The 18,452-nt window shown below is 66.5% G+C and carries 17 protein-coding genes; 6 read left to right on the plus strand and 11 right to left on the minus strand.

The window, feature by feature from the left end; translation table 11 throughout:
* Positions 1-119: 119 nt before the first annotated feature.
* From AC1RQC_RS13615 to AC1RQC_RS13645, 7 genes are all read right to left on the minus strand, one after another.
* Positions 120-278, minus strand: coding sequence for a DUF3309 family protein (locus AC1RQC_RS13615; protein ID WP_150986605.1), 159 nt, complete (start codon positions 276-278; stop codon positions 120-122).
* 111 nt (positions 279-389) lie between these two features.
* Complete coding sequence (locus AC1RQC_RS13620; RefSeq protein WP_150986604.1) at positions 390-572, minus strand: glycine zipper 2TM domain-containing protein; 183 nt, start codon at positions 570-572, stop codon at positions 390-392.
* Positions 573-805: 233 nt separating this feature from the next.
* Positions 806-1,750 carry an NAD(P)-dependent oxidoreductase gene (locus AC1RQC_RS13625; protein ID WP_492373659.1) on the minus strand — a complete coding sequence of 315 codons (945 nt, stop codon included), beginning with the start codon at positions 1,748-1,750 and terminating at the stop codon, positions 806-808.
* A gap of 86 nt (positions 1,751-1,836) precedes the next feature.
* Complete coding sequence (locus AC1RQC_RS13630; RefSeq protein WP_492883658.1) at positions 1,837-3,486, minus strand: ABC transporter ATP-binding protein; 1,650 nt, start codon at positions 3,484-3,486, stop codon at positions 1,837-1,839.
* Entirely contained in the window at positions 3,483-4,313 is an 831-nt protein-coding gene (locus tag AC1RQC_RS13635) for an ABC transporter permease (protein WP_492373657.1), read from the minus strand. Before AC1RQC_RS13635 ends, AC1RQC_RS13630 begins: the two co-directional genes overlap by 4 nt.
* A complete protein-coding gene (locus AC1RQC_RS13640; RefSeq protein WP_492373656.1) occupies positions 4,310-5,293 on the minus strand; it encodes an ABC transporter permease in 984 nt (327 codons plus the stop codon). The genes AC1RQC_RS13635 and AC1RQC_RS13640 overlap by 4 nt, the downstream gene beginning before the upstream one ends.
* A 7-nt stretch (positions 5,294-5,300) precedes the next feature.
* Positions 5,301-6,902, minus strand: a complete 1,602-nt coding sequence (locus AC1RQC_RS13645) for an ABC transporter substrate-binding protein (RefSeq protein WP_309403549.1) — start codon at positions 6,900-6,902, stop codon at positions 5,301-5,303.
* A gap of 255 nt (positions 6,903-7,157) precedes the next feature.
* Between AC1RQC_RS13645 and AC1RQC_RS13650 the strand changes: the two genes are divergently transcribed.
* The gene (locus AC1RQC_RS13650) at positions 7,158-8,006 is read left to right on the plus strand and encodes a VOC family protein (protein ID WP_492373655.1); all 849 of its coding nucleotides are present in this window, start codon (positions 7,158-7,160) and stop codon (positions 8,004-8,006) included.
* A gap of 17 nt (positions 8,007-8,023) precedes the next feature.
* Positions 8,024-9,124 carry a M14 family metallopeptidase gene (locus AC1RQC_RS13655; RefSeq protein ID WP_492373654.1) on the plus strand — a complete coding sequence of 367 codons (1,101 nt, stop codon included), beginning with the start codon at positions 8,024-8,026 and terminating at the stop codon, positions 9,122-9,124.
* A 15-nt stretch (positions 9,125-9,139) separates the two neighbouring features.
* Here AC1RQC_RS13655 and AC1RQC_RS13660 read toward each other — a convergent pair whose 3' ends face one another.
* Positions 9,140-9,892 (minus strand): GIN domain-containing protein, encoded by a 753-nt coding sequence (locus AC1RQC_RS13660; RefSeq protein WP_492373653.1) that lies wholly within the window; start codon positions 9,890-9,892, stop codon positions 9,140-9,142.
* The gene (locus AC1RQC_RS13665) at positions 9,889-10,992 is read right to left on the minus strand and encodes a GGDEF domain-containing protein (protein WP_492373652.1); all 1,104 of its coding nucleotides are present in this window, start codon (positions 10,990-10,992) and stop codon (positions 9,889-9,891) included. The genes AC1RQC_RS13660 and AC1RQC_RS13665 overlap by 4 nt, the downstream gene beginning before the upstream one ends.
* 396 nt (positions 10,993-11,388) lie before the next feature.
* Between AC1RQC_RS13665 and AC1RQC_RS13670 the strand changes: the two genes are divergently transcribed.
* The gene (locus AC1RQC_RS13670) at positions 11,389-11,805 is read left to right on the plus strand and encodes a hypothetical protein (protein WP_492373651.1); all 417 of its coding nucleotides are present in this window, start codon (positions 11,389-11,391) and stop codon (positions 11,803-11,805) included.
* Between the two features lie 206 nt (positions 11,806-12,011).
* On the opposite strand, the gene AC1RQC_RS13675 is transcribed toward AC1RQC_RS13670, so the two are convergent.
* Together AC1RQC_RS13675 and AC1RQC_RS13680 are read right to left on the minus strand one after the other, a co-directional pair.
* Complete coding sequence (locus AC1RQC_RS13675; protein ID WP_492373650.1) at positions 12,012-12,602, minus strand: phasin family protein; 591 nt, start codon at positions 12,600-12,602, stop codon at positions 12,012-12,014.
* Between the two features lie 202 nt (positions 12,603-12,804).
* Entirely contained in the window at positions 12,805-13,833 is a 1,029-nt protein-coding gene (locus AC1RQC_RS13680) for a Bug family tripartite tricarboxylate transporter substrate binding protein (protein WP_492373649.1), read from the minus strand.
* 245 nt (positions 13,834-14,078) lie between these two features.
* On the opposite strand from AC1RQC_RS13680, the gene AC1RQC_RS13685 reads away from it, so the two are divergent.
* The 3 genes from AC1RQC_RS13685 to AC1RQC_RS13695 all read left to right on the plus strand — a co-directional run bounded on the left by AC1RQC_RS13685 (position 14,079) and on the right by AC1RQC_RS13695 (position 18,439).
* A complete protein-coding gene (locus AC1RQC_RS13685; protein ID WP_492373648.1) occupies positions 14,079-15,878 on the plus strand; it encodes an IlvD/Edd family dehydratase in 1,800 nt (599 codons plus the stop codon).
* Positions 15,879-15,936: 58 nt separating this feature from the next.
* Positions 15,937-16,611, plus strand: a complete 675-nt coding sequence (locus tag AC1RQC_RS13690) for a GntR family transcriptional regulator (RefSeq protein WP_492373647.1) — start codon at positions 15,937-15,939, stop codon at positions 16,609-16,611.
* Between the two features lie 256 nt (positions 16,612-16,867).
* Positions 16,868-18,439, plus strand: coding sequence for a sensor domain-containing diguanylate cyclase (locus AC1RQC_RS13695; RefSeq protein WP_492373688.1), 1,572 nt, complete (start codon positions 16,868-16,870; stop codon positions 18,437-18,439).
* Positions 18,440-18,452: the final 13 nt, after the last annotated feature.

The following is an 18,452-nucleotide window of genomic DNA, read 5'->3' on the forward strand; positions in this document are numbered from 1 at the left end:
GATGCATTGCCCGCCAATCCGTGCGGCGGCGCTGCCATTCTTTCAGCGATGAAAATAATAAAAAACACGCGCCGCATGAAGATGCGGCGCGTTTTTTTATCTTAGGAAGTCAGCTTGCGCTACAGCCGGCCCATGACCACCAGGATCACGACGATCAGCACGACCAGGCCTAGGCCGCCGCTGGGGTAGTAGCCCCATCCCGTGCTGTACGGCCACGTGGGCAGTGCGCCGACCAGCAGCAGGATAAGAAGGATAAGCAGGATCGTACCGATGGCCATGATTGGCTCCTTGACGGGTGGATCAGCGCGAGGCGCGCGCTATCTCGTTCGTGTTTTGGTTCGCATTCTGGGTCGTCGCTGATCTCGTTGTTAACTGTTGTTAACTGTTGTTTACTTGCCCAGTTCGTGACCGATGACGCCGCCTGCCACCGCACCGCCGATGGTGCCCGCGGTGCTGCCGTGCGACAGTTCATGACCCGCCACACCGCCAGCCACGGCGCCGGTAGCGGTACAACCGTTCAATCCGAACAGAAGCGCTGCGCTCGCGATGAGCGCGCTTGCCAGTCTCAACATAGTGGTCTCCTACGTGAATGATGCTGCTGACGGCGCTAACGGGCGCGCCTGCCATGCTTACAAGATAGCCGGGCACGCAGTCCGGCCCAGCGGGATGGCCTCTGATACGGATGTAGGAATTGGATGACGCCGCGAGCGCGGCGTCAGGAAAGGGGGCAACTGGGAAAAGGGCGGCAGAACGGCCGGCGGCGCGGGCAGCACACGTGCCCGGCAGCCATTCGGTCAGCGCAGGATCAACGCAGGCGCTTGATCAGCGAGGAGGTATCGGCACGGCCGCAGCCGTCTTGCTGCAGGTCGGCGTAGAACTGGTCTACCACGGCGGTGACCGGCAGGCTGGCGCCGTTGCGGCGCGCCTCGTCCAGGCACAGGCCCAGATCCTTGCGCATCCAGTCCACCGCGAAGCCGAAATCGAACTTGTCTTCGATCATGGTGGGGCCGCGGTTTTCCAACTGCCAGGAGCCGGCGGCGCCCTTGCTGATCACATCCAGCACTACCTTCATGTCCAGTCCCGCGCGCTCGCCAAAGGCGATGGCTTCGGACAGGCCCTGCAGCAGGCCGGCGATGCAGATCTGGTTGACCATCTTGGCCAGCTGGCCCGCGCCGGAGCCACCAATGCGGGTGACGGCGCGCCCATAGGCGCCCAGCACTGCCTCGACGCGACCGAACACGGCCTCGTCGGCGCCGCACATGATGGTCAGGATGCCCTTTTGCGCGCCGACTTCGCCGCCCGAGACGGGCGCGTCGACAAAGTGCAGGCCCTGCTCATTAGCCGCGGCATACAATTCGCGCGCCACATTGGCGCTGGCGGTGGTGTGGTCCACGAACACGCAGCCTGCCGGTGCGTTGCTGTAGGCGCCGTCCTTGCCAGTGAGGACCGAGCGCAGGTCATCGTCGTTGCCCACGCAGGAGCAGACCACTTCGGCGTCTTGCGCGGCCAGCGCCGGCGTGGCGGCCGACTTGCCGCCGAACGCGGCGACCCACTGCTCGGCTTTGGCAGCCGTGCGGTTGTAGACGGTGACCTGATGGCCCTTGGCGGCCAGATGGCCCGCCATGTGATAGCCCATGACACCCAGGCCGATAAATGCAACGCGCATGACTTGAATACTCCGAAGCCCGCGTTGGCGGCGGGCGAGTGGTTGGGCAGGTGGGCAGCCCACCGAAGCCGGGAATGCTGCCATTCTTGCACTGCAACGTCAACAAGCGTTGCCGCGGGAAATTGTTGCGCGCACGCGCATGTCGAGGGCGGCGAGGCGCTCAACAAGCCTCAGCGCACGCTGCGCTCGCTCACCGCTGCGCTTGCCCGGCCCACCGCCCGCCTGCCCGGCACGGCTGCCAGCAAGGCCTGCGTGTACGGATGGCGGGGCGCGCCGAACAGCGTGGCGGTATCCGCTTCTTCCACCACGCGCCCGTCCTTCATGACCGCCACCCGGTCGCAGACCTGGGCCGCCACGCGCAAATCGTGCGTGATCAGGATCAGCGACAAGCCGGTGCGCGCGCGCAGTTCGTCAAGCAGCGCCAGCACCTGTGCCTGCACGGAGACATCCAGCGCGGACACCGGCTCGTCCGCCACCAGCACGTCGGGCGACAGGGCCAGCGCCCGGGCCAGGCCGATGCGCTGGCGCTGGCCGCCGGAGAACTCGTGCGGATAACGGTCGAGCGCGCTGGGATCCAGCCCTACCAGTTCGAACAGCTCGGCGGCGCGAAGGCGTGCCCGCAGCGGATGTTCTCCGTGGATCAGCGGCCCCTGCGCGACCAGCTCGCCCACGCGGCGGCGCGGGTTGAGCGAGCCAAACGGGTCCTGGAACACCATCTGGATGCGCCGGGCGCGCTGCCGGCGCTGGCCCGAGCCGCTGGCCAGCAGATCGGCGCCATCGAGCCGCAGGCTGCCGCGATCCGGGTCGAGCAGGCCCACGAGGCAACGCGCAAGCGTGCTCTTGCCGGAGCCGCTCTCGCCCACGATGCCAAGCGCGCCGCCGCGCGGCAGCGCGAGCGATACCTGGTCGAGCGCCTGCACCTGGCGCCGTCCCCGGCCGAGCCAGCCGCCGCCGCGGTAGGTTTTGCCGATGCCGTCGATGGCGAGCAGCGTGTCACCCGTCTGCACGCGCGGCGGCGGTGGCTCCAGCGCGGGCACGGCGGCCAGAAGCGCTTGGGTGTAGGGATGTTGCGGCCGCGCCAGGATCTCGGCGGCCGGCCCGGTCTCCACCACCTCGCCTTGGCGCATGACCGCGATGCGGTCGGCAATCTCCGCCACCACGCCGAAGTCGTGTGTGATGAACAGCACCGCCGTGCCCTTGCGTTGCTGCAATTCGCGGATCAGCCGCAGGATCTGGGCCTGGGTGGTGACGTCGAGCGCGGTGGTGGGCTCATCGGCAATCAGCAAGCTGGGCTCGAGCGCCAGCGCCATGGCAATCATGGCGCGCTGGCGCTGCCCGCCGGACAGCTCATGCGGATAGGCGCCAGCGGCGGCAAGCGGCTGCGGGATCTGCACGTCTTCCAGCAGGCTGCGCACCTTGCGCGCGACTTCCGCCTTGGGCAACCGGGTATGGGTGCGGAACACCTCGCCGATCTGGTCGCCGATGGTGCGTAGCGGATTGAGCGCCGTCATCGGTTCCTGGAAGATCATGCCGATGCGGGCGCCGCGTATGCGCCGCAGATCCGCCTCGGACAGCGCCGTCAGCTCGCGGCCTTCAAACAGGATGCGCCCGGCGCTGCGGCGCACGCCATCGGGCAGCAGCCCAAGCACGGCGCCGGCGGTCATGGACTTGCCGGAGCCGCTTTCGCCAACCACGCACAGGATTTCGCCCGGCGCCAGCGCCAGCGAGACGCCATCCAGCGCGAGCGGGCGGTCGGCGCCGGCGGGCAAGGCGACGCTGAGCGCGTCGATACTGAGAAGGAAGGGCAACGGTCCGCTCATGCGCGTTTCAGCCTGGGGTTGAGTGCGTCGTTCAGGCCCTGTCCCACCAGCGATACAGCCAGCACGGTGAGCAGGATGGCGACGCCGGGAATGGCCGAGACATACCACTGCGAACGCAGCACGCTGCGCCCGCCTCCGATCAGGTTGCCCCATGAGGCCACGTTCGGGTCCGACAGGTTGAGAAAGGCCAGCGCGCTTTCCAGCAGGATGGCCAGCGCCATCACCACGCTGGCGTACACCACCACCGGCGGCAGCGCGTTAGGCAGGATCTCGCGAAAGATGATCTGCAGGTCGCGCACGCCCAGCGCGCGGCAGGAGTGGACGAAGTCGCGGTTGCGCAGGGTCAGGAACTCGGCGCGCGTCAGCCGCGCGGTGGCAGGCCAGGACACCACCCCGATGGCCAGCGTCACAGTGGTGATGCCGGAGCCGAACACCGACACCAGCACCAGCAGCAGCAAGAAGCTGGGCAGCGTCTGGAAGCCTTCGGTCAGCCGCATCAGCAGGTTGTCGGCCCAGCCGCCGTAGTAGCCCGCGAACGCGCCGGTCAGGATGCCGATGGACACAGCAATCAGCGTGGCCACGAAGCCGATCAGCAACGAGACGCGCGCGCCGTGAAAGATCTGGGCGGCGATGTCGCGCCCGGTCTGGTCGGTGCCTAGCCAGAAATGCGGATCCTCCAGCGGCCATTGCAACGGGCGGCCGGCAAGGGAAAGGGGATCGGCGGGAAACACGGCCGAGGCGCAGGCCGCCATGGCAATGACCGCCAGCAACACCAGCAGGCCGAACGCCGCGGCCGGGTTGCGCAGGTAACGTCGGAGCAGCTTCATGCCTTGCGTTCGTGAAGGATGCGGGGGTCGAGCAGCGCATACAGCATGTCGACGATGAAATTGATGGCGATCACCAGCAGCGCGCTGACGAAGACGATGCCGAGCAGGGTGTTCAGGTCGCGCTGGACCACCGAGTCATAGGCCAGCCGGCCCAGCCCCGGCAGCGCGAACACGCTTTCGATCACCACCGAGCCCCCCAGCATGGTGCCGAACTGCAGCCCGGCCAGCGTGAGCAGCGGCAGCAGCGCGTTGCGCAGCACATGGCGCACCAGCACGGCATACTCGGACAGGCCCTTGGCGCGCGCGCTGCGCACGAAGTCCAGCGTGAGCACCTCCAGCATCGACGCGCGCATGATGCGCAGGTAGATAGCCAGGTAGATCAGCGCCAGGGTCACGGTGGGCAGCACCAGGTGCCAGGCGATGTCGGCCAGGCGTGCCAGGCCCGTGTAACCCGCGGCGACGTCCTGGTAGCCACCGGGCGGCAGCCACCCCAGGTGGATGGCGAACACCACGATGCCCATCAGCCCGAACCAGAACGACGGCGTGGCATAGAACACCAGCCCGAGCATGGACACCAGCGTATCCGGCCAGCGATCCACCCGATGCGCCGCAGCCACGCCCAGCGCAATGCCGCACACGGCGGCCAGCACCTGCGCGCAGCCCATCAGCAGCAGCGTGACGGGCAGGCGCTCCAGGATGACGGTGGCCACCGGTTTGCCATAGATGGCGGAGTAGCCCAGGTCCAGATGCACCAGACGCCACAGGTAGCGGCCAAGCTGCACCGTGGTGGAGGCGTCGAGCCCGTAGAACTGCCGCAGCTGGCCGATGACGGCGGCATCCGCTCCCCCCATTTCGGCGACCAGGGCATCGACGGTGTCTCCCGGGGCGAATTGCAGCAGCAGGAACAGGCCGCACAGGATCAGCAGCAGCGAGGGCAGGCTGGCTGCCAGCCTGCGCAGGGCAAGTGACAAGATGCGCATGGCCGGCTCAGGCCGACAGCCAGGTGTCGTACCAGCTGCTGGACGGCCAGCGCGGCGTGTTGTGGTCGTTGTGCACGCGCTTGCTGGTGATCGAGTAGAACTCGCGCTCGGTCACCATCCAGACCGGCAGCTCGTCGTTGACCTCCTTGACCCACTCGGCATAGAGCGCCTTGCGCTTGGCCGGGTTGATCTCCGAGCCGGCGTCGTCGATCAGCTTGTCGACCTTGGCGGACTGCCAGCCGTACTGGTTGGTCCAGGGCGCGCCCTTGGGGCTGCCGGAGCGGTACCAGACGGTAGTCGAGACAGCGGGGTCGCCGCGGTACTGGTGCCAGCCGGTGGCAAGGTCGAAATTCCAGTCGCGGTACACGGTCGACAACGCACCGGCGATGTCGAGTTGCTGCACGGTGACCTTGATGCCCACCTGCGCCAGCGACTGCTGCACGTAAGTGGCGAACAGTGGCACGTCCTCGCCGTTCTGGATCGGCACCAGCTTGAGCGTGAAGCGGTTGCCGTCGGCGCCACGCTTGAAGCCGGCTTCGTCGAGCAGGGCTTCGGCGCGCTTGCGGTCGAACGGGTAGGGCTGCTTGCCGCCCGGATAGAACGACGAGGTTGAGGGAATCGGGCCGGTGGCCGGCTTGGCGGTGCCGTACAGGAAGTTCTTGATGAAGAAGTCGACATCGATAGCGTGCGCGATGGCGCGGCGCACGCGCACGTCCGACAGCTCCTTGCGGCGCACGTTGAACTCCAGCGTGTTGTTGTAGGAGTTGGCCTCCAGCCCCTTGGTGGACACCTTGAAGCGCCCATCCTTCTTGAATCGCTCAAGATCCGCCAGGCCGACATGCGAATAGGTGGTCAGCTGCGCCTCGCCGGTTTCGAGCGCGGCAGCCGCGGCGGACTTGTCGGTGATGATGCGCCACACCACGCGGTCCAGGTACGGCGCGGTCTTGCGCCAATATGCGGCATTGCGCTCGGCGATCACGAACTGGCCCCGTTCGTACTGGGTGAAGCGAAACGGCCCCGTGCCAATCGGCGCGGTGTTGGCGGGGTTCTCCAGCACGTTGGTGCCTTCGAACTTGTGGCGCGGCACCACGTAGCCAAGGTCGCACAGCGCGCGCAGCAGCAGCTCGATCGGCATCGGGCGCGAATAGCGGAATACCGCGGTCTGTGCGTTGGGCGTATCGACGGCATCGAGGTACAGGTGCAGCGCGGTGCCGTAGTTCAGGTGCTTCTTCCACAGCGCCATCGCGTTGTACTGCACGTCGGCCGAGGTGAAGGGCTTGCCGTCATGCCAGGTCACGCCCTCGCGCAGCTTGAAGGTGATGGTCTTACCGTCCGGTGAGCTGCTCCAACTGGTGGCCAGCACGGGAGCGGGCTTGCCGCTGGCGTCCAAGTCCACCAGCGACTCGATGATCTTGCTGGACACCACGTAGACGCCAGTGGACGCGCGCAGCGCGGGGTTGAGGATGCGCTGCTCGCCGCCCAGCAGGACCGTCAGCACGCCGCCCTTGCGCGGCGTGTCGGCAGCCTGTGCCAGCAGCGTGCCCGGGAGGGAGGCGCCAGCGGCAAGGGCACCGGATTGAATCAGGAAGTCGCGTCGCGTCAGGGACATGGCAGGGGTTCCACAATAACCGAAGGAATGCAGGAAGCAGGGAGCACGAAGGCTGGACAGCCAGCGAGTGTAGGGGGCGCCGCTGCGCGAGGGAAACGCGCTTTTCGTCTATGCAAAGACGTTGGCTGCGCGGCGCGCTGCGCAGCCGGCGGGCGGGCGCGGCGCGCATATGCAAAGACGAAACGCGCAGTTGGGGATCGCGCCGTGCTCGCGTACGCTCGCCCATCGCTCGGTTATTCCAACGGAACCCCTCTCATGCCAAACCTGATCCCGCTGCTCGACCATGTCGTCGTCAATGTCCACGAAGGCCTGGACGACGCCGCCAGCCGCTATCGCCGCCTGGGTTTCCAACTGACGCCGCGCGGCCATCATTCGCTCGGGTCCAGCAACCACCTCGCGATCTTCGATACGGATTACCTGGAGCTGCTCGGCTTCGAAGCAGGCAAGGCGGTGACCGGCCGCGCGGACTTGCTGGCCGAGCCGGCTGGCCTGACCGGGCTCGTCTTCAAGAGCGCCGACTCCACCGGCCTGCACCGGGAGATCCTGGCGCGCGGGCTGGAAGTGGAAGGGCCGCCGCGTGAGTTCACGCGCCCGGTCGAGCTGCCCGGCGCCACCGGCGAAGCGCGCTTTCGCACGGTGCGGCTGGCCGCGCACCTGGTGCCAAACGGGCGCCTCTACTTCTGCCACCACTTCACGCCGGAACTGGTCTGGCGCGGGCACTGGCAGGCCCATCCCAACGGCGTGACCGGCGTGGCGCAATACGTGATCGCGGCCGCGGACCCGGCGCGCACCATCGGCCTGCTGTCGCGCTTGTTCGGCGCCGAGCACGTGGGCAGGGGTGCGCATGGCGAGCTGCTGCGCGCCGGCGGTGCGTCGGTGGTGGTGCTGACGCCGGAGGCGGCGGCGCGGCGCTTCGGCGCGAGCGTGCCACCGCTGATTGATGGCCGCGACCGCATGGTGGCGCTGGTGCTGCGCACCACAGCGCTGGCAACAGCGCGCGCCGCACTGGCGGCAGGCGAGATCCGCGGCGTCGAGGAGATTGACGGCATGCTGGTGGTGCCGCCTGCCGAGGCGGCGGGCGTCACCCTTGCCTTTACTGAATAAGCGCGGACGGTATCCCGATGGATTTCACGGATTTCTACGCGCTGGACTACACCGGCGCCCGCGACAAGTTCCGCGCGGCGGCCGATGCCGTGGGCGCTGCGCTCAGCGTCTACCCGCACCCCCATGCAACCGGCCCGGCCGGCGAGCCGCTGGCCATTGACGTCGCGCACCTTGGCGACGCGCGCGCGCCGCGCCAGCTGGTGCTGATCAGCGGCACCCACGGGCAGGAAGGCTACGCCGGCTCGGCGGCCCAGGTAGCGTGGCTGGCGAGCGGGCCGGCCAGCCGGTTGCCGGCAGGCCTGGGCGTGCTGCTGGTGCACGGGCTGAACCCCTACGGTTTTGCGCATGGCACCCGCACCACCGAGAACAATGTCGACCTGAACCGCAACTTTGCCGCTCACTTGTTCGATGCGACGCAGCCGGTGCCGGCCAACCCCGGCTATGCGGAACTGCACGCCGACCTGATCCCGCAGGCATGGAGCTGGGATAGCATTGCCGCCGCGGATGCAGCGGCGCGCGCCTACGGGGCCACGCACGGTGCCGATGCCCTGTTCGACACGCGCGCTCGTGGGCAGTACAGCCATCCGGATGGCCTGGTGTTTGGTGGCCACCACCGGGAGTGGTCAAACCTGACGCTGGAGGCGATCGTGCGGGAGCACCTGGCGAGCGCCGAGCGGATCGGGCTGATCGACTGGCATACCGGCATCGGCGAGTACGGCGAGCCGTTCTTCCTGTGCTTCAACCCGGACGGCAGCGAGCAGCAGGCCCGCGCGGCCAGCTGGTGGGGCGAGCAACGCGTGCTTGGCGTGCGTCCGCATGGCCTGGCGCGTCCCGCTTACACCGGCCTGGTGTTTCACGGCATCGAGCGCTTCCTTGGTGGGCGGCCGCTGGTGGGGGCGGTGGTCGAGTTCGGTACCCGGGGCGCCAATATGGGCCATGCCCTGCGGCTGGACCAGTGGCTGCGGTTCAAGGCCGAGCGTGGCACGGCGCGTTATGCGCACTTGCGTGCCGACATGCTCGACGCCTTCATCCCGGTGGCCCAGCCGTGGCGCGACGCCACGGTACGGCATGGCGTTGCCATCACCCAGCAGGCGGTGGACGGGCTGGCCGCCTGGTAGGTCCGGCGCGGCTGGCTATTCGAAAGATACCTGGCCGGAACCGGTCCGGCTGACGGCGCGCTGGTGCGGCTTGCCGGCAACGATGATGTCGCCAGAGCCCGTCAGCGCCACGCTGGCCGCATCCGACGCGTAGCCGAGGATGCGGCCCGAGCCGCTGACCTGCGCGTCAAGCCTCTGCGCGCGCAAGGCGCTGGCATCCACCTCGCCGGAGCCGGAGATCGCGGCGCGCACGCTGCCCACGGTACCCTCGGCAACGATTGAGCCGGAACCGGACAGGCGCAGGTCGATGGATGCTTCGTGCAGGCCGGACGCACGCAGGGTGCCGGCGCCGGGAATGCTGACCGCCTGGAGCGAGGGCCCGGTAATGGCCACCTTGAGCGGTGCCGCGAGCACGACTGGCGCGCTCAGGCCGATCGTCAGCCTGCCGTTGTCCAGGCTGGTGAGCACCAGCGGCAGGATGTCCGCGGGCCCGGTGATGGAAACGGAGTACGCGAGCGCAACCGAGAACACCACATCGGCCGGGGCATTGAGCTGCACGCTGGAGAACGCGCCAACCATGCGCTGCTCGGTCTTCTCGGGGCCGCCTCCCTTAATGGCGTCATGGGAAGCCACTACCTGGCCATTGACGATGACGACACTGCTCCCGGACGTGCCCGAGGCAGAAATGCCGCTCTGGTTGATAACCACGGTGCTTGACTGAGCCAGCGCCGTGCCGGCAAGGCAGGCGGATGCCAGCCAGGCAGCGCAAAGCAGGTTGATATGGGTCATGGCGATCCTTCGGGCTGGCGGGGCTCCTGGTGGAACGTGTACTTGTCCTTGCCGGCCCTCTTTGAATCATAGAGCGCTTCATCGGCTTTGATGAGCGCCTTGGTGAGCGTGTCGCCGCTGATCATGCGGGTGACGCCAATGCTGATGGTCACAGGGGGCTCCGATGGCGCATCCCGGATGCTGCGGCACAGCATGCCGATGCGGATTTCCGCCTCGGCGCGCGTCATCCCCTTGAGATAAATGCCGAATTCCTCTCCGCCCAGGCGCGCATACTGGCAGTCCCCCATCACCAGCTTGATCCCCGCGGCCACGTGCTTGAGCACTGCGTCGCCAATGTCGTGGCCGTAGCGGTCATTGACCGTCTTGAAGTCGTCGATGTCCACCATCGCCAGGTAGTGGTCTTGCTCCGCGGTGGCGCGCGGCACCAGGCTGCCAACGTTGAGCATGAAGGCCCGGCGGTTGGGAATCTCAGTCAGCGCGTCCACATAAGCCTGCTGCAGCAAGGTCTTCGCCATGACAAAGTTCTGCAGCTTCGCGCGCCGCAGCGTGATGAATGTGTACACCGTGATGCCGGTGAAATAGAGCGCGTAGCAGACGGCCAGGATGCCCTTGAGTTCCAGCAGGTCCTGCGCCGCCATCATGGGAAAGAGCAGGACCCAGGCCAGCGCGATGACGCCGAAAAACGCCCTGGGGCTCAGTGGCAGCGTGGAGGCGCAGAACAGCACGCTGGCCGCCACCAGCATGGACCAGATCGGACGGGTGTCGTCCGGCGTGCCGTCCAGCACCAGGCGGGCACCCACGCAGAAGGCCAGCACAAAGGCAAAGTTGAGGATCTGGAATTGTTGCGCGCGCCGCACGAAGGGCACGGCCGTGGTCAGTGCCGACAACAGGGCAAGGTGGAGGATCGAGTTGATCGTGAAACCCTGGCCTCCCTTGAAGCTGACCAGCAGATCGAACACGAGCCAGATCCCCACGCTGGCCGCGAAGGTCATGAGGCAAAAGCGCTGCAGCCTCTCGAATTCATGCTGGGCAAACTCCGCTTGCACCGGCGCCGGCACCGGCTTGTTCAGCAACTCTGACTCAACGGTGCGAAACATCATTCGACTTGCCTCTGGAAGGGTCGGATGGTGTGGGGCAGGGTAGTGCAATGAATCCAGCGGCAATCATACAAGGACTTGAAGTGTGCGGGCGCAGGTCGCAAGCGGGTTCACACGGGCGTTTGCACGCCCTGGCCGGGCACGGCGCGCAGCGCTCTTTTGTCGTCGCCGCCCTTGGTGGTGCGGCGCTCACACGCTTGCATGGCGGGGTTCCCTGTGTCGGGTCCCGATGCCTATGCTAGAGGTGGCGGTGGATCGCTTCGGCTGACGTGGCGGTTGACGCCGGAGTCGGGTATCCCGTGCAAAACAGCGCGGTGCCCGGCGCTCGCCAGTGCCGGAACATACGATCCGGCGCGGGCGGTTCGTACGATTCGAGCTGGCAGTCGAGTAGGAGGAAACATGAGAACGCTGGGCTTGCTGTTCGCCACCACGTTGGCGATGGCTTCGCCGCTGCACGCATACGCAGCGGGTTGCCAATACGACATGCAGTGCAAAGGGGAGCGGATCTGCCAGAAGGGCCAGTGCGTGTCTCCAGATGACGACGAACAGAGCGTCGACCAGCCCGCCAAGCCGCCAGTCTCTCGTATTGCTCCCGCGCCGACCCCCGCCGCCAGTCAGGTGCCTGCGTCCTCCCGCATGGCGAAGAGCGCGCCGCCGGCAACGCCCGTCCCGGGCGAGCCGCGCTTTTGCTGCACGGTAGCGGGCAGGCTCAAGCCATATAACAACGCCGCCTTCGATTCCGACACCATTGTCGGCGACGCCTGCCAGGGCATGACCAATTCGGGCAAGCCTGTGCCCGGCACCGCCTGCCAATGACCTAGCCAAGCGCGCTGTGCAAGCGCTGATTCAGACGCATCGGATCAGCGCTTTCTTGCTACGCGCGTAGGACGACGCAGCCGGGGAATCCCACTTCAGGCCGGTTGCCATTGAAACTTCGCCACACCAGTTCGCGCCACCCGCTCAAGGCGGGCACCGCAGTTGCTACTGGCGGACGTGACCGGCAAGGGTCACCTGAGCCGGGTTTATTCGGCTGGCTTGGCCGGCTCCACGACTGGCTCCACGACTGGCTCCACAATCGGCTCCGCGACCGCCTCCACTACGTCGGCCGGTGCCGCCAGCAGCGCAGTCTTGCGCGGCGCGTTTTCGACGGTTGCTTCCGGCAGCAGCTTGCCGCCTGGCAGGTAGGCCGCGACCCATCCCGTCATCGCCGCGCCCATGGTGGGCAGCCCGCTGCCGTACTCCGGCAGGAAATCCCGGCCCATCAGGCACCATTGAAACGGATCCTGGCCGCCGATCGTAGCGAAATGGCGTTGGACGTTGTCGGAAAAATCGGCGTTCGCGCCAAACACGATCTCGATCAGGCTGTGGGTGTAGGCGGCAATGTGCTGCGCCATCACGTCGGCCAGCTCGGGCCGGAACGTGGTGAAGCTGAACGGTTGCGCGGCCGCCTCGCGCAAGTAGTCGGTGCCTTCGGCAATAAGCGTCTTTGCCGTTTGCAGGTTCAGCGCGCCGATCTTCTGCGCCACCTGCGCCCAGGGGCTTGCCAGGCCAAAATCGATGACGGGGTAAGGCAGAGGCGCCTCGACGTGTTCAGCGTGAGATAGGGTAGCCATGAGCGTCTCCGATAGATCATGACGAGGCAACGCGTCCGAAGGGATTTCGCCGGTGGCAATCGTCACTTGCTGCGCCGCAGCATTGCGCTAGTCATCATAGGCGCAATCGTCAGGGTGTCAAGGCGCGCGACGGCAGGCGCCCACCCCGTCACATCAGGGCGGGGCGGGCAACCTGCGTTCCGGGATCCGGCTGCGGGGCGGCTTACTCTGGCTTGACGCCCGCTTCCCGGATCACCGCGGTCCACTTCGCCAGCTCGGACTTGATGCGGGCCTGGGTCTGCGCTGGCGTGGTCCAGGTGGCGATGGCGCCCTGCTTGAGCAGGGAGGCCTTCACGTCGGGCTCGGCCAGGATCTTCTTGAGCTCGGCGTTGAGCCGGTCCACCACTGGTGCCGGGGTGCCGGCCGGGGCCACGATGCCGAACATGGAGTTGACCTCGAAGTCCTTCAGGCCCGCTTCATTGGCAGTTGGCACGTCGGGCAGCGCCGCTACGCGCTCGCTGGTGGTAACGGCCAGCGCGCGGATCTTGCCACCCTTCACGTAGGACTGCGCCGCCGGCACGGTCTCGACCATGCTGAGCACCTGCCCGCCGATCAGGTCGGTCATGGCGGGGCCGCTGCCTTTGTAAGGCACGTGCAGCATGTCCACGCCGGCCATGCGCTTGAACATCTCGCCGGCCAGATGCTGGGGCGAGCCGTTGCCGGCGGAGGCAAAGGTGATCGCGCCAGGGGTGGTTTTTGCCAGCGCGATCAACTGCGGCAGGCTGTTGGCCTTGACGCTGGGATTGACCACGAACACAAGCGGCACCGTACCCACGATGGCCACCGGCGCAAAGCTCTTCTCGATGTCGTAGGAGACGCGGTTCTTGTACAGCGCCGCGTTGATCGCGTGGCTGGTTAAAGCACCCATCAGCAGGGTATAGCCGTCGGCCGGCGACTTGGCGACCAGCTCCGCGCCGATATTGCCGGCGGCGCCGGCCCGGTTGTCGACCACGACCTGCTGGCCCAACGCGGTGGACAGGTGCTGCGCCAGGGTGCGGCCGATGACGTCGGTGGCGCCACCCGGCGGGTAGGGCACGACCAGGCGGATCGGCTTGGTGGGATAGTCGGCGGCAGCGGCCAGGCCAGGCAAGGCGGCTGTGCCTGCCAGCATGGCGCCCGCTAGCGCGCAGAGAATCAGATGGCGCCTGGGCGCGGAAACGCGCGTTCGCGCGTGGCGTCGAATGCCGGTCATAGGGGAATCTCCTGCGCCGGGTTGGTATGGATGGGAAGGCACAGCAAGGCTGTGCGGCGCGGGACGCCCGGCTCGTCGCTACGGCAGAGTGTAGGGGGCGTCGCTTGATAGAAGAATCAGAAGTTTTCTATCGACTGATCTGAATCTTCAATTAAAGGTGCAGGGCTGAATTTTCCATTGCGGCTGAGTGGCAAGGCCAGATATGATGCCTTCCTCGATTATCAATAATATTATTGGAGATGTGCATGGCCGGCTCCCACGATTCCCGCAAGGACCCTTCCGCTTCGGCACAGGCCGGCCAGGACCCCTTCGAGCCAGCGCAAGACGCCGAGAGCGGCTTGGGCAAGGGCCTGACCAACTATGGCGACAAAGGCTTCTCGCTGTTCCTGCGCAAGGCCTTTATCAAGGGCGCGGGCTATACCGACGACGCGTTGTCGCGCCCGGTGATCGGTATCGTCAACACCAACAGCAGCTACAACCCCTGCCACGGCAACGCGCCGCAACTGGTGGAAGCCGTCAAGCGCGGCGTCATGCTGGCGGGCGGCCTGCCGGTGGACTTTCCCACCATCTCCGTGCATGAGAGCTTCTCGGCGCCTACCAGCATGTACCTGCGCAACCTCATGTCGATGGACACCGAGGAAATGATCCGCGCGCAGCCCATGGACGCCGTGGTGCTGATCGGAGGCTGCGACAAGACCGTGCCCGCGCAGTTGATGGGCGCGGCCTCGGCCGGCGTGCCGGCGATCCAGCTGGTCACCGGCTCCATGCTCACCGGCTCGCATCGCGGCGAGCGCGTGGGCGCCTGCACCGATTGCCGCCGCTACTGGGGCCGCTACCGCGCCGAGGAGATCGATGCGCCCGAGATTGCTGACGTGAATAACCAACTGGTTGCCAGCGTGGGCACCTGCTCGGTGATGGGCACGGCCAGCACCATGGCCTGCCTGACCGAAGCGCTCGGCATGATGGTGGCCGGCGGTGCGTCGGCCCCGGCGGTCACCGCCGACCGCGTGCGGGTGGCCGAGCGCACTGGCACCACTGCCGTGGCCATGGCCCGCTGCGGCCTGACGCCGGACCGCATCCTCACCGGCCGCGCGATCGAGAACGCCATCCGCGTGTTGCTGGCTATCGGTGGCTCCACCAACGGCATCGTGCACCTGACCGCCATCGCCGGGCGCCTGGGCATCGACATTGACCTGGCCGGGCTGGACCGCATGAGCCGCGAGACCCCCGTGCTGGTGGACCTGAAGCCCTCCGGCCAGCACTACATGGAAGACTTCCACGCGGCAGGCGGCATGCCCGCGCTGCTGCGCGAGCTGCGCCCGCTGCTGCACCTGGACACGCTGACGGTGTCGGGCCGCACGCTGGGCGAGGAGCTCGACGCCGCGCCCGCACCGTTCGCGCAGGAGGTGATTCGCCCGTTCGACGCGCCGATCTATCCGGTGGGTGGCCTGGCCGTGCTGCGCGGCAACCTGGCTCCGGGCGGCGCCATCATCAAGCAATCCGCCGCCGATCCTGTGCTGATGGAGCATGAAGGACGCGCCGTGGTGTTCGAAGATGCCGAGGACATGGCGCTGCGCATCGACGACGACGCGCTGGACGTGAAAGCCGACGATATCCTGGTGCTCAAGCGCATCGGGCCGACCGGCGCGCCCGGCATGCCCGAGGCCGGCTATATGCCGATTCCCAGGAAGCTGGCGCGTGCCGGCGTGAAGGACATGGTGCGCATCTCGGACGGCCGGATGAGCGGGACCGCGGCTGGCACCATCGTGTTGCACGTGACGCCGGAAGCCGCCATCGGCGGCCCGCTGGCGCACGTGCGCAACGGCGACCGCATCCGCCTGTCGGTGGCGCGGCGCGAAATTTCCCTGCTGATCGACGACGCGGAACTGGCCCGCCGCGCGGCCGAACACGAAGTGGTGCGGCCTACCGCCGAGCGCGGCTATCGCAAGCTGTTCCTGGCCACGGTGACGCAGGCCGACCAGGGCGTGGACTTCGATTTCCTGCGTGCCGCGCGGACCAGCGAAACCGTGCCGCGCAAGTCCTGAGCGTCCTGTCATGGATCGACCAACCCGTGCAGGAACGCGCGCACAAGCGGCGCATAGCATGCAGGACGATACCGCCGGCGGTGCCCAAGCCATGCTGGCCGCCGCCGCGATCCTTGAGGAAGACATCGTCTTTGGCTTGCTAAGTCCGCGCGAGCGGCTGGTCGAAGACGACCTGATGGCGCGTTTCAACCTGAAGCGCCATGTGGTGCGCCAGCTGCTCGTCACGCTGGAAGGCATGGGCGTGGTCGAGCGCAAGCGCAATGTTGGCGCGGTGGTGCGCGCCTTTCCGGCGCGCGAGGTGATGGAGCTGTACGCACTGCGCGACGTGCTGGAAACGCACGCCGCCGGCCTGATCGCGCTGCCGGTGCCCGCGGTGCGGTTGCAGGCGCTGGTGGCCGTGCAGCAGGAGCACGACGTTGCGGTGGCCGCGGGCGATGCGCGTGCGGTGTTCCGCATCAACCAGCGCTTTCACCGGGAGTTGTTCGCCCTGGTCGACAATGCGGTGCTGCGGCAGGCCATCGAGGAATACGCGCGCCGCGCCCATCCGATCCGCTTTGGGTCGCTGGCTGCAGCGGGCTATCGCGAGCGTGCCAGACAGGAACACTGGGCCATGATCGAGGCCCTGCGCGAGGGCCGGCGCGAGGATCTTGTCGCGCTATGCCGTAGCCATCTGCTGCCCTCGCGCGACGCTTACCTCGCAGCAGAACGAGAGCGTGCCGGAGGGCCTGCTTAGTACATTAACATTACATTATTTGTCTCCCGGGCATGGTTAATGGAAATATTGGGGAAAATCAATACGCCAGTCGAGGGGAAACTTGAAATCCATTTCCCAATCTTAACCGCGAGGGCTGGCATTTGCGCGTTGTGGCAGGAATATTAGCCAGCGGACCGTGCTAAAATCGGTCCCTTCTGAAGATTCTGAAGATTGTCGGCCTGCAAAAGAGATGTCAGCGCAACCGTGTAAGCCGCCTCCGGAGCGCTCGCCCAAAATAGGGCTAGGTGGTCTGATCCTGCTCCTGGCCCTGGGATCGGTCCTGCTGACCATGGCCAATGCGCTGTACTCCAGTTACCGCGTGCAGCGCGACCTGCTGATCCGGAATACGCTGGAAGCCAACCGTGTCTATGCGGCCAAGCTGGCTGAGTCCACGGGAGCCCATCTTGAAAGCACCATGCAGCAACTGGCATACAGCGCCAGTTTGCTAGCTGCGGCCATGGACAATCCGGCCCGTGTGAACGAGGAGGCCGAGCGCTTGCGCTTGCAGACCAGGAGCCTGAACTCGGTGGCCATCGTCCGCCAGGACGGCATGGTGCTATCCGTGTCGCCAGCGGCCTTGCGCCGGGCCGGACAGAGCGTGAGGTCCGATTGGGGGCACACGCTCCTGACCACCCGCACCCCGGCGATCAGCGAGCCCTTTACAACTTCCAGCGGGCGGCTGATTATCTTTATTTCCCATCCCATAATTAATGCGGAGGGGCGGCTGCTTGGTTATGTCGGGGGTACGATTTATCTGAATGCCAAGAACCTGCTGCATGAGATTCTCGATAGCCATTATTATCGGGATAGCTCTTATGTCTATGTGGTGGACCGTAAGGGCACCGTGATTTTTCACCCGGACGACACCCATGTTGGCAAGTCGATCTTCAAGAATTCGGTCGTGCTGGCGGTAACCAGCGGCGCAGCGGGCGCGCAGCAGATAATGAACCAGTACGGTGTCGAGATGCTTGCAGGCTATGCGCCGGTCGCGTCCACCGGGTGGGGCATCGTGGCGCAAAGATCCACGCAAGCCACGTTAGCCGATCTGAATGACCTGGTGCTGGTGACATTCGGCAACAGCATTCCCATCCTGCTTCTGTCGCTGGTCTTTATCTTGTGGTTTTCCCGCTGGATCTCGCGGCCGCTGGGGCAGTTGGCCGATGATGCCCGGATGGGCACCACGCCCGACGGGATGGAGCGGATCGAGCGGATCCAGGCCAGGTATGTCGAAGCCGATCGTCTCAAGAAGGCGCTGCTGCGGGGCATGAGCCTGACCAGCAGCAAGCTGGACCGGCTCAACCATGAATCCATCACCGACGCACTGACGGGGCTGCGCAATCGGCGCGGGCTGGGCAATGCGCTCAGCCTGTACGCGCTTGGCGGGCAGTCCTTTGCCGTCATCACGCTCGACGTGGACCACTTCAAGTCGATCAATGACCGCTACGGGCACGATGTCGGTGACGAGGTGCTGGCGCATATCGCTAGCCTGATGCGGGCCGGCTCCCGGGGCGGCGACATGACATGCCGCAACGGCGGGGAGGAGTTCGTTATCTTGCTGCCCGGCACGACCGCGGACAATGCGTTCCTGATTGCGGAGCGTTTGCGCGAGGCTGTGGAAAAGACGCCTAACCCCACCGGTGGGGTCGTGACGGTTTCGCTTGGCGTCGCGCATTTTCCTTCTTCGGCGGAGGAGGTTGGCGAGGTGCTGAAAAAGTCGGATATCGCGCTCTATCAGGCCAAGCGCAACGGACGCAACAACACGGTCCGGTACCAGCCGGAACCGGCCGTCCAGGCGGATTCACCCTGATCGCGCTGGCAGC

This window comes from Cupriavidus sp. GW822-FHT03E04 (assembly GCF_058801495.1).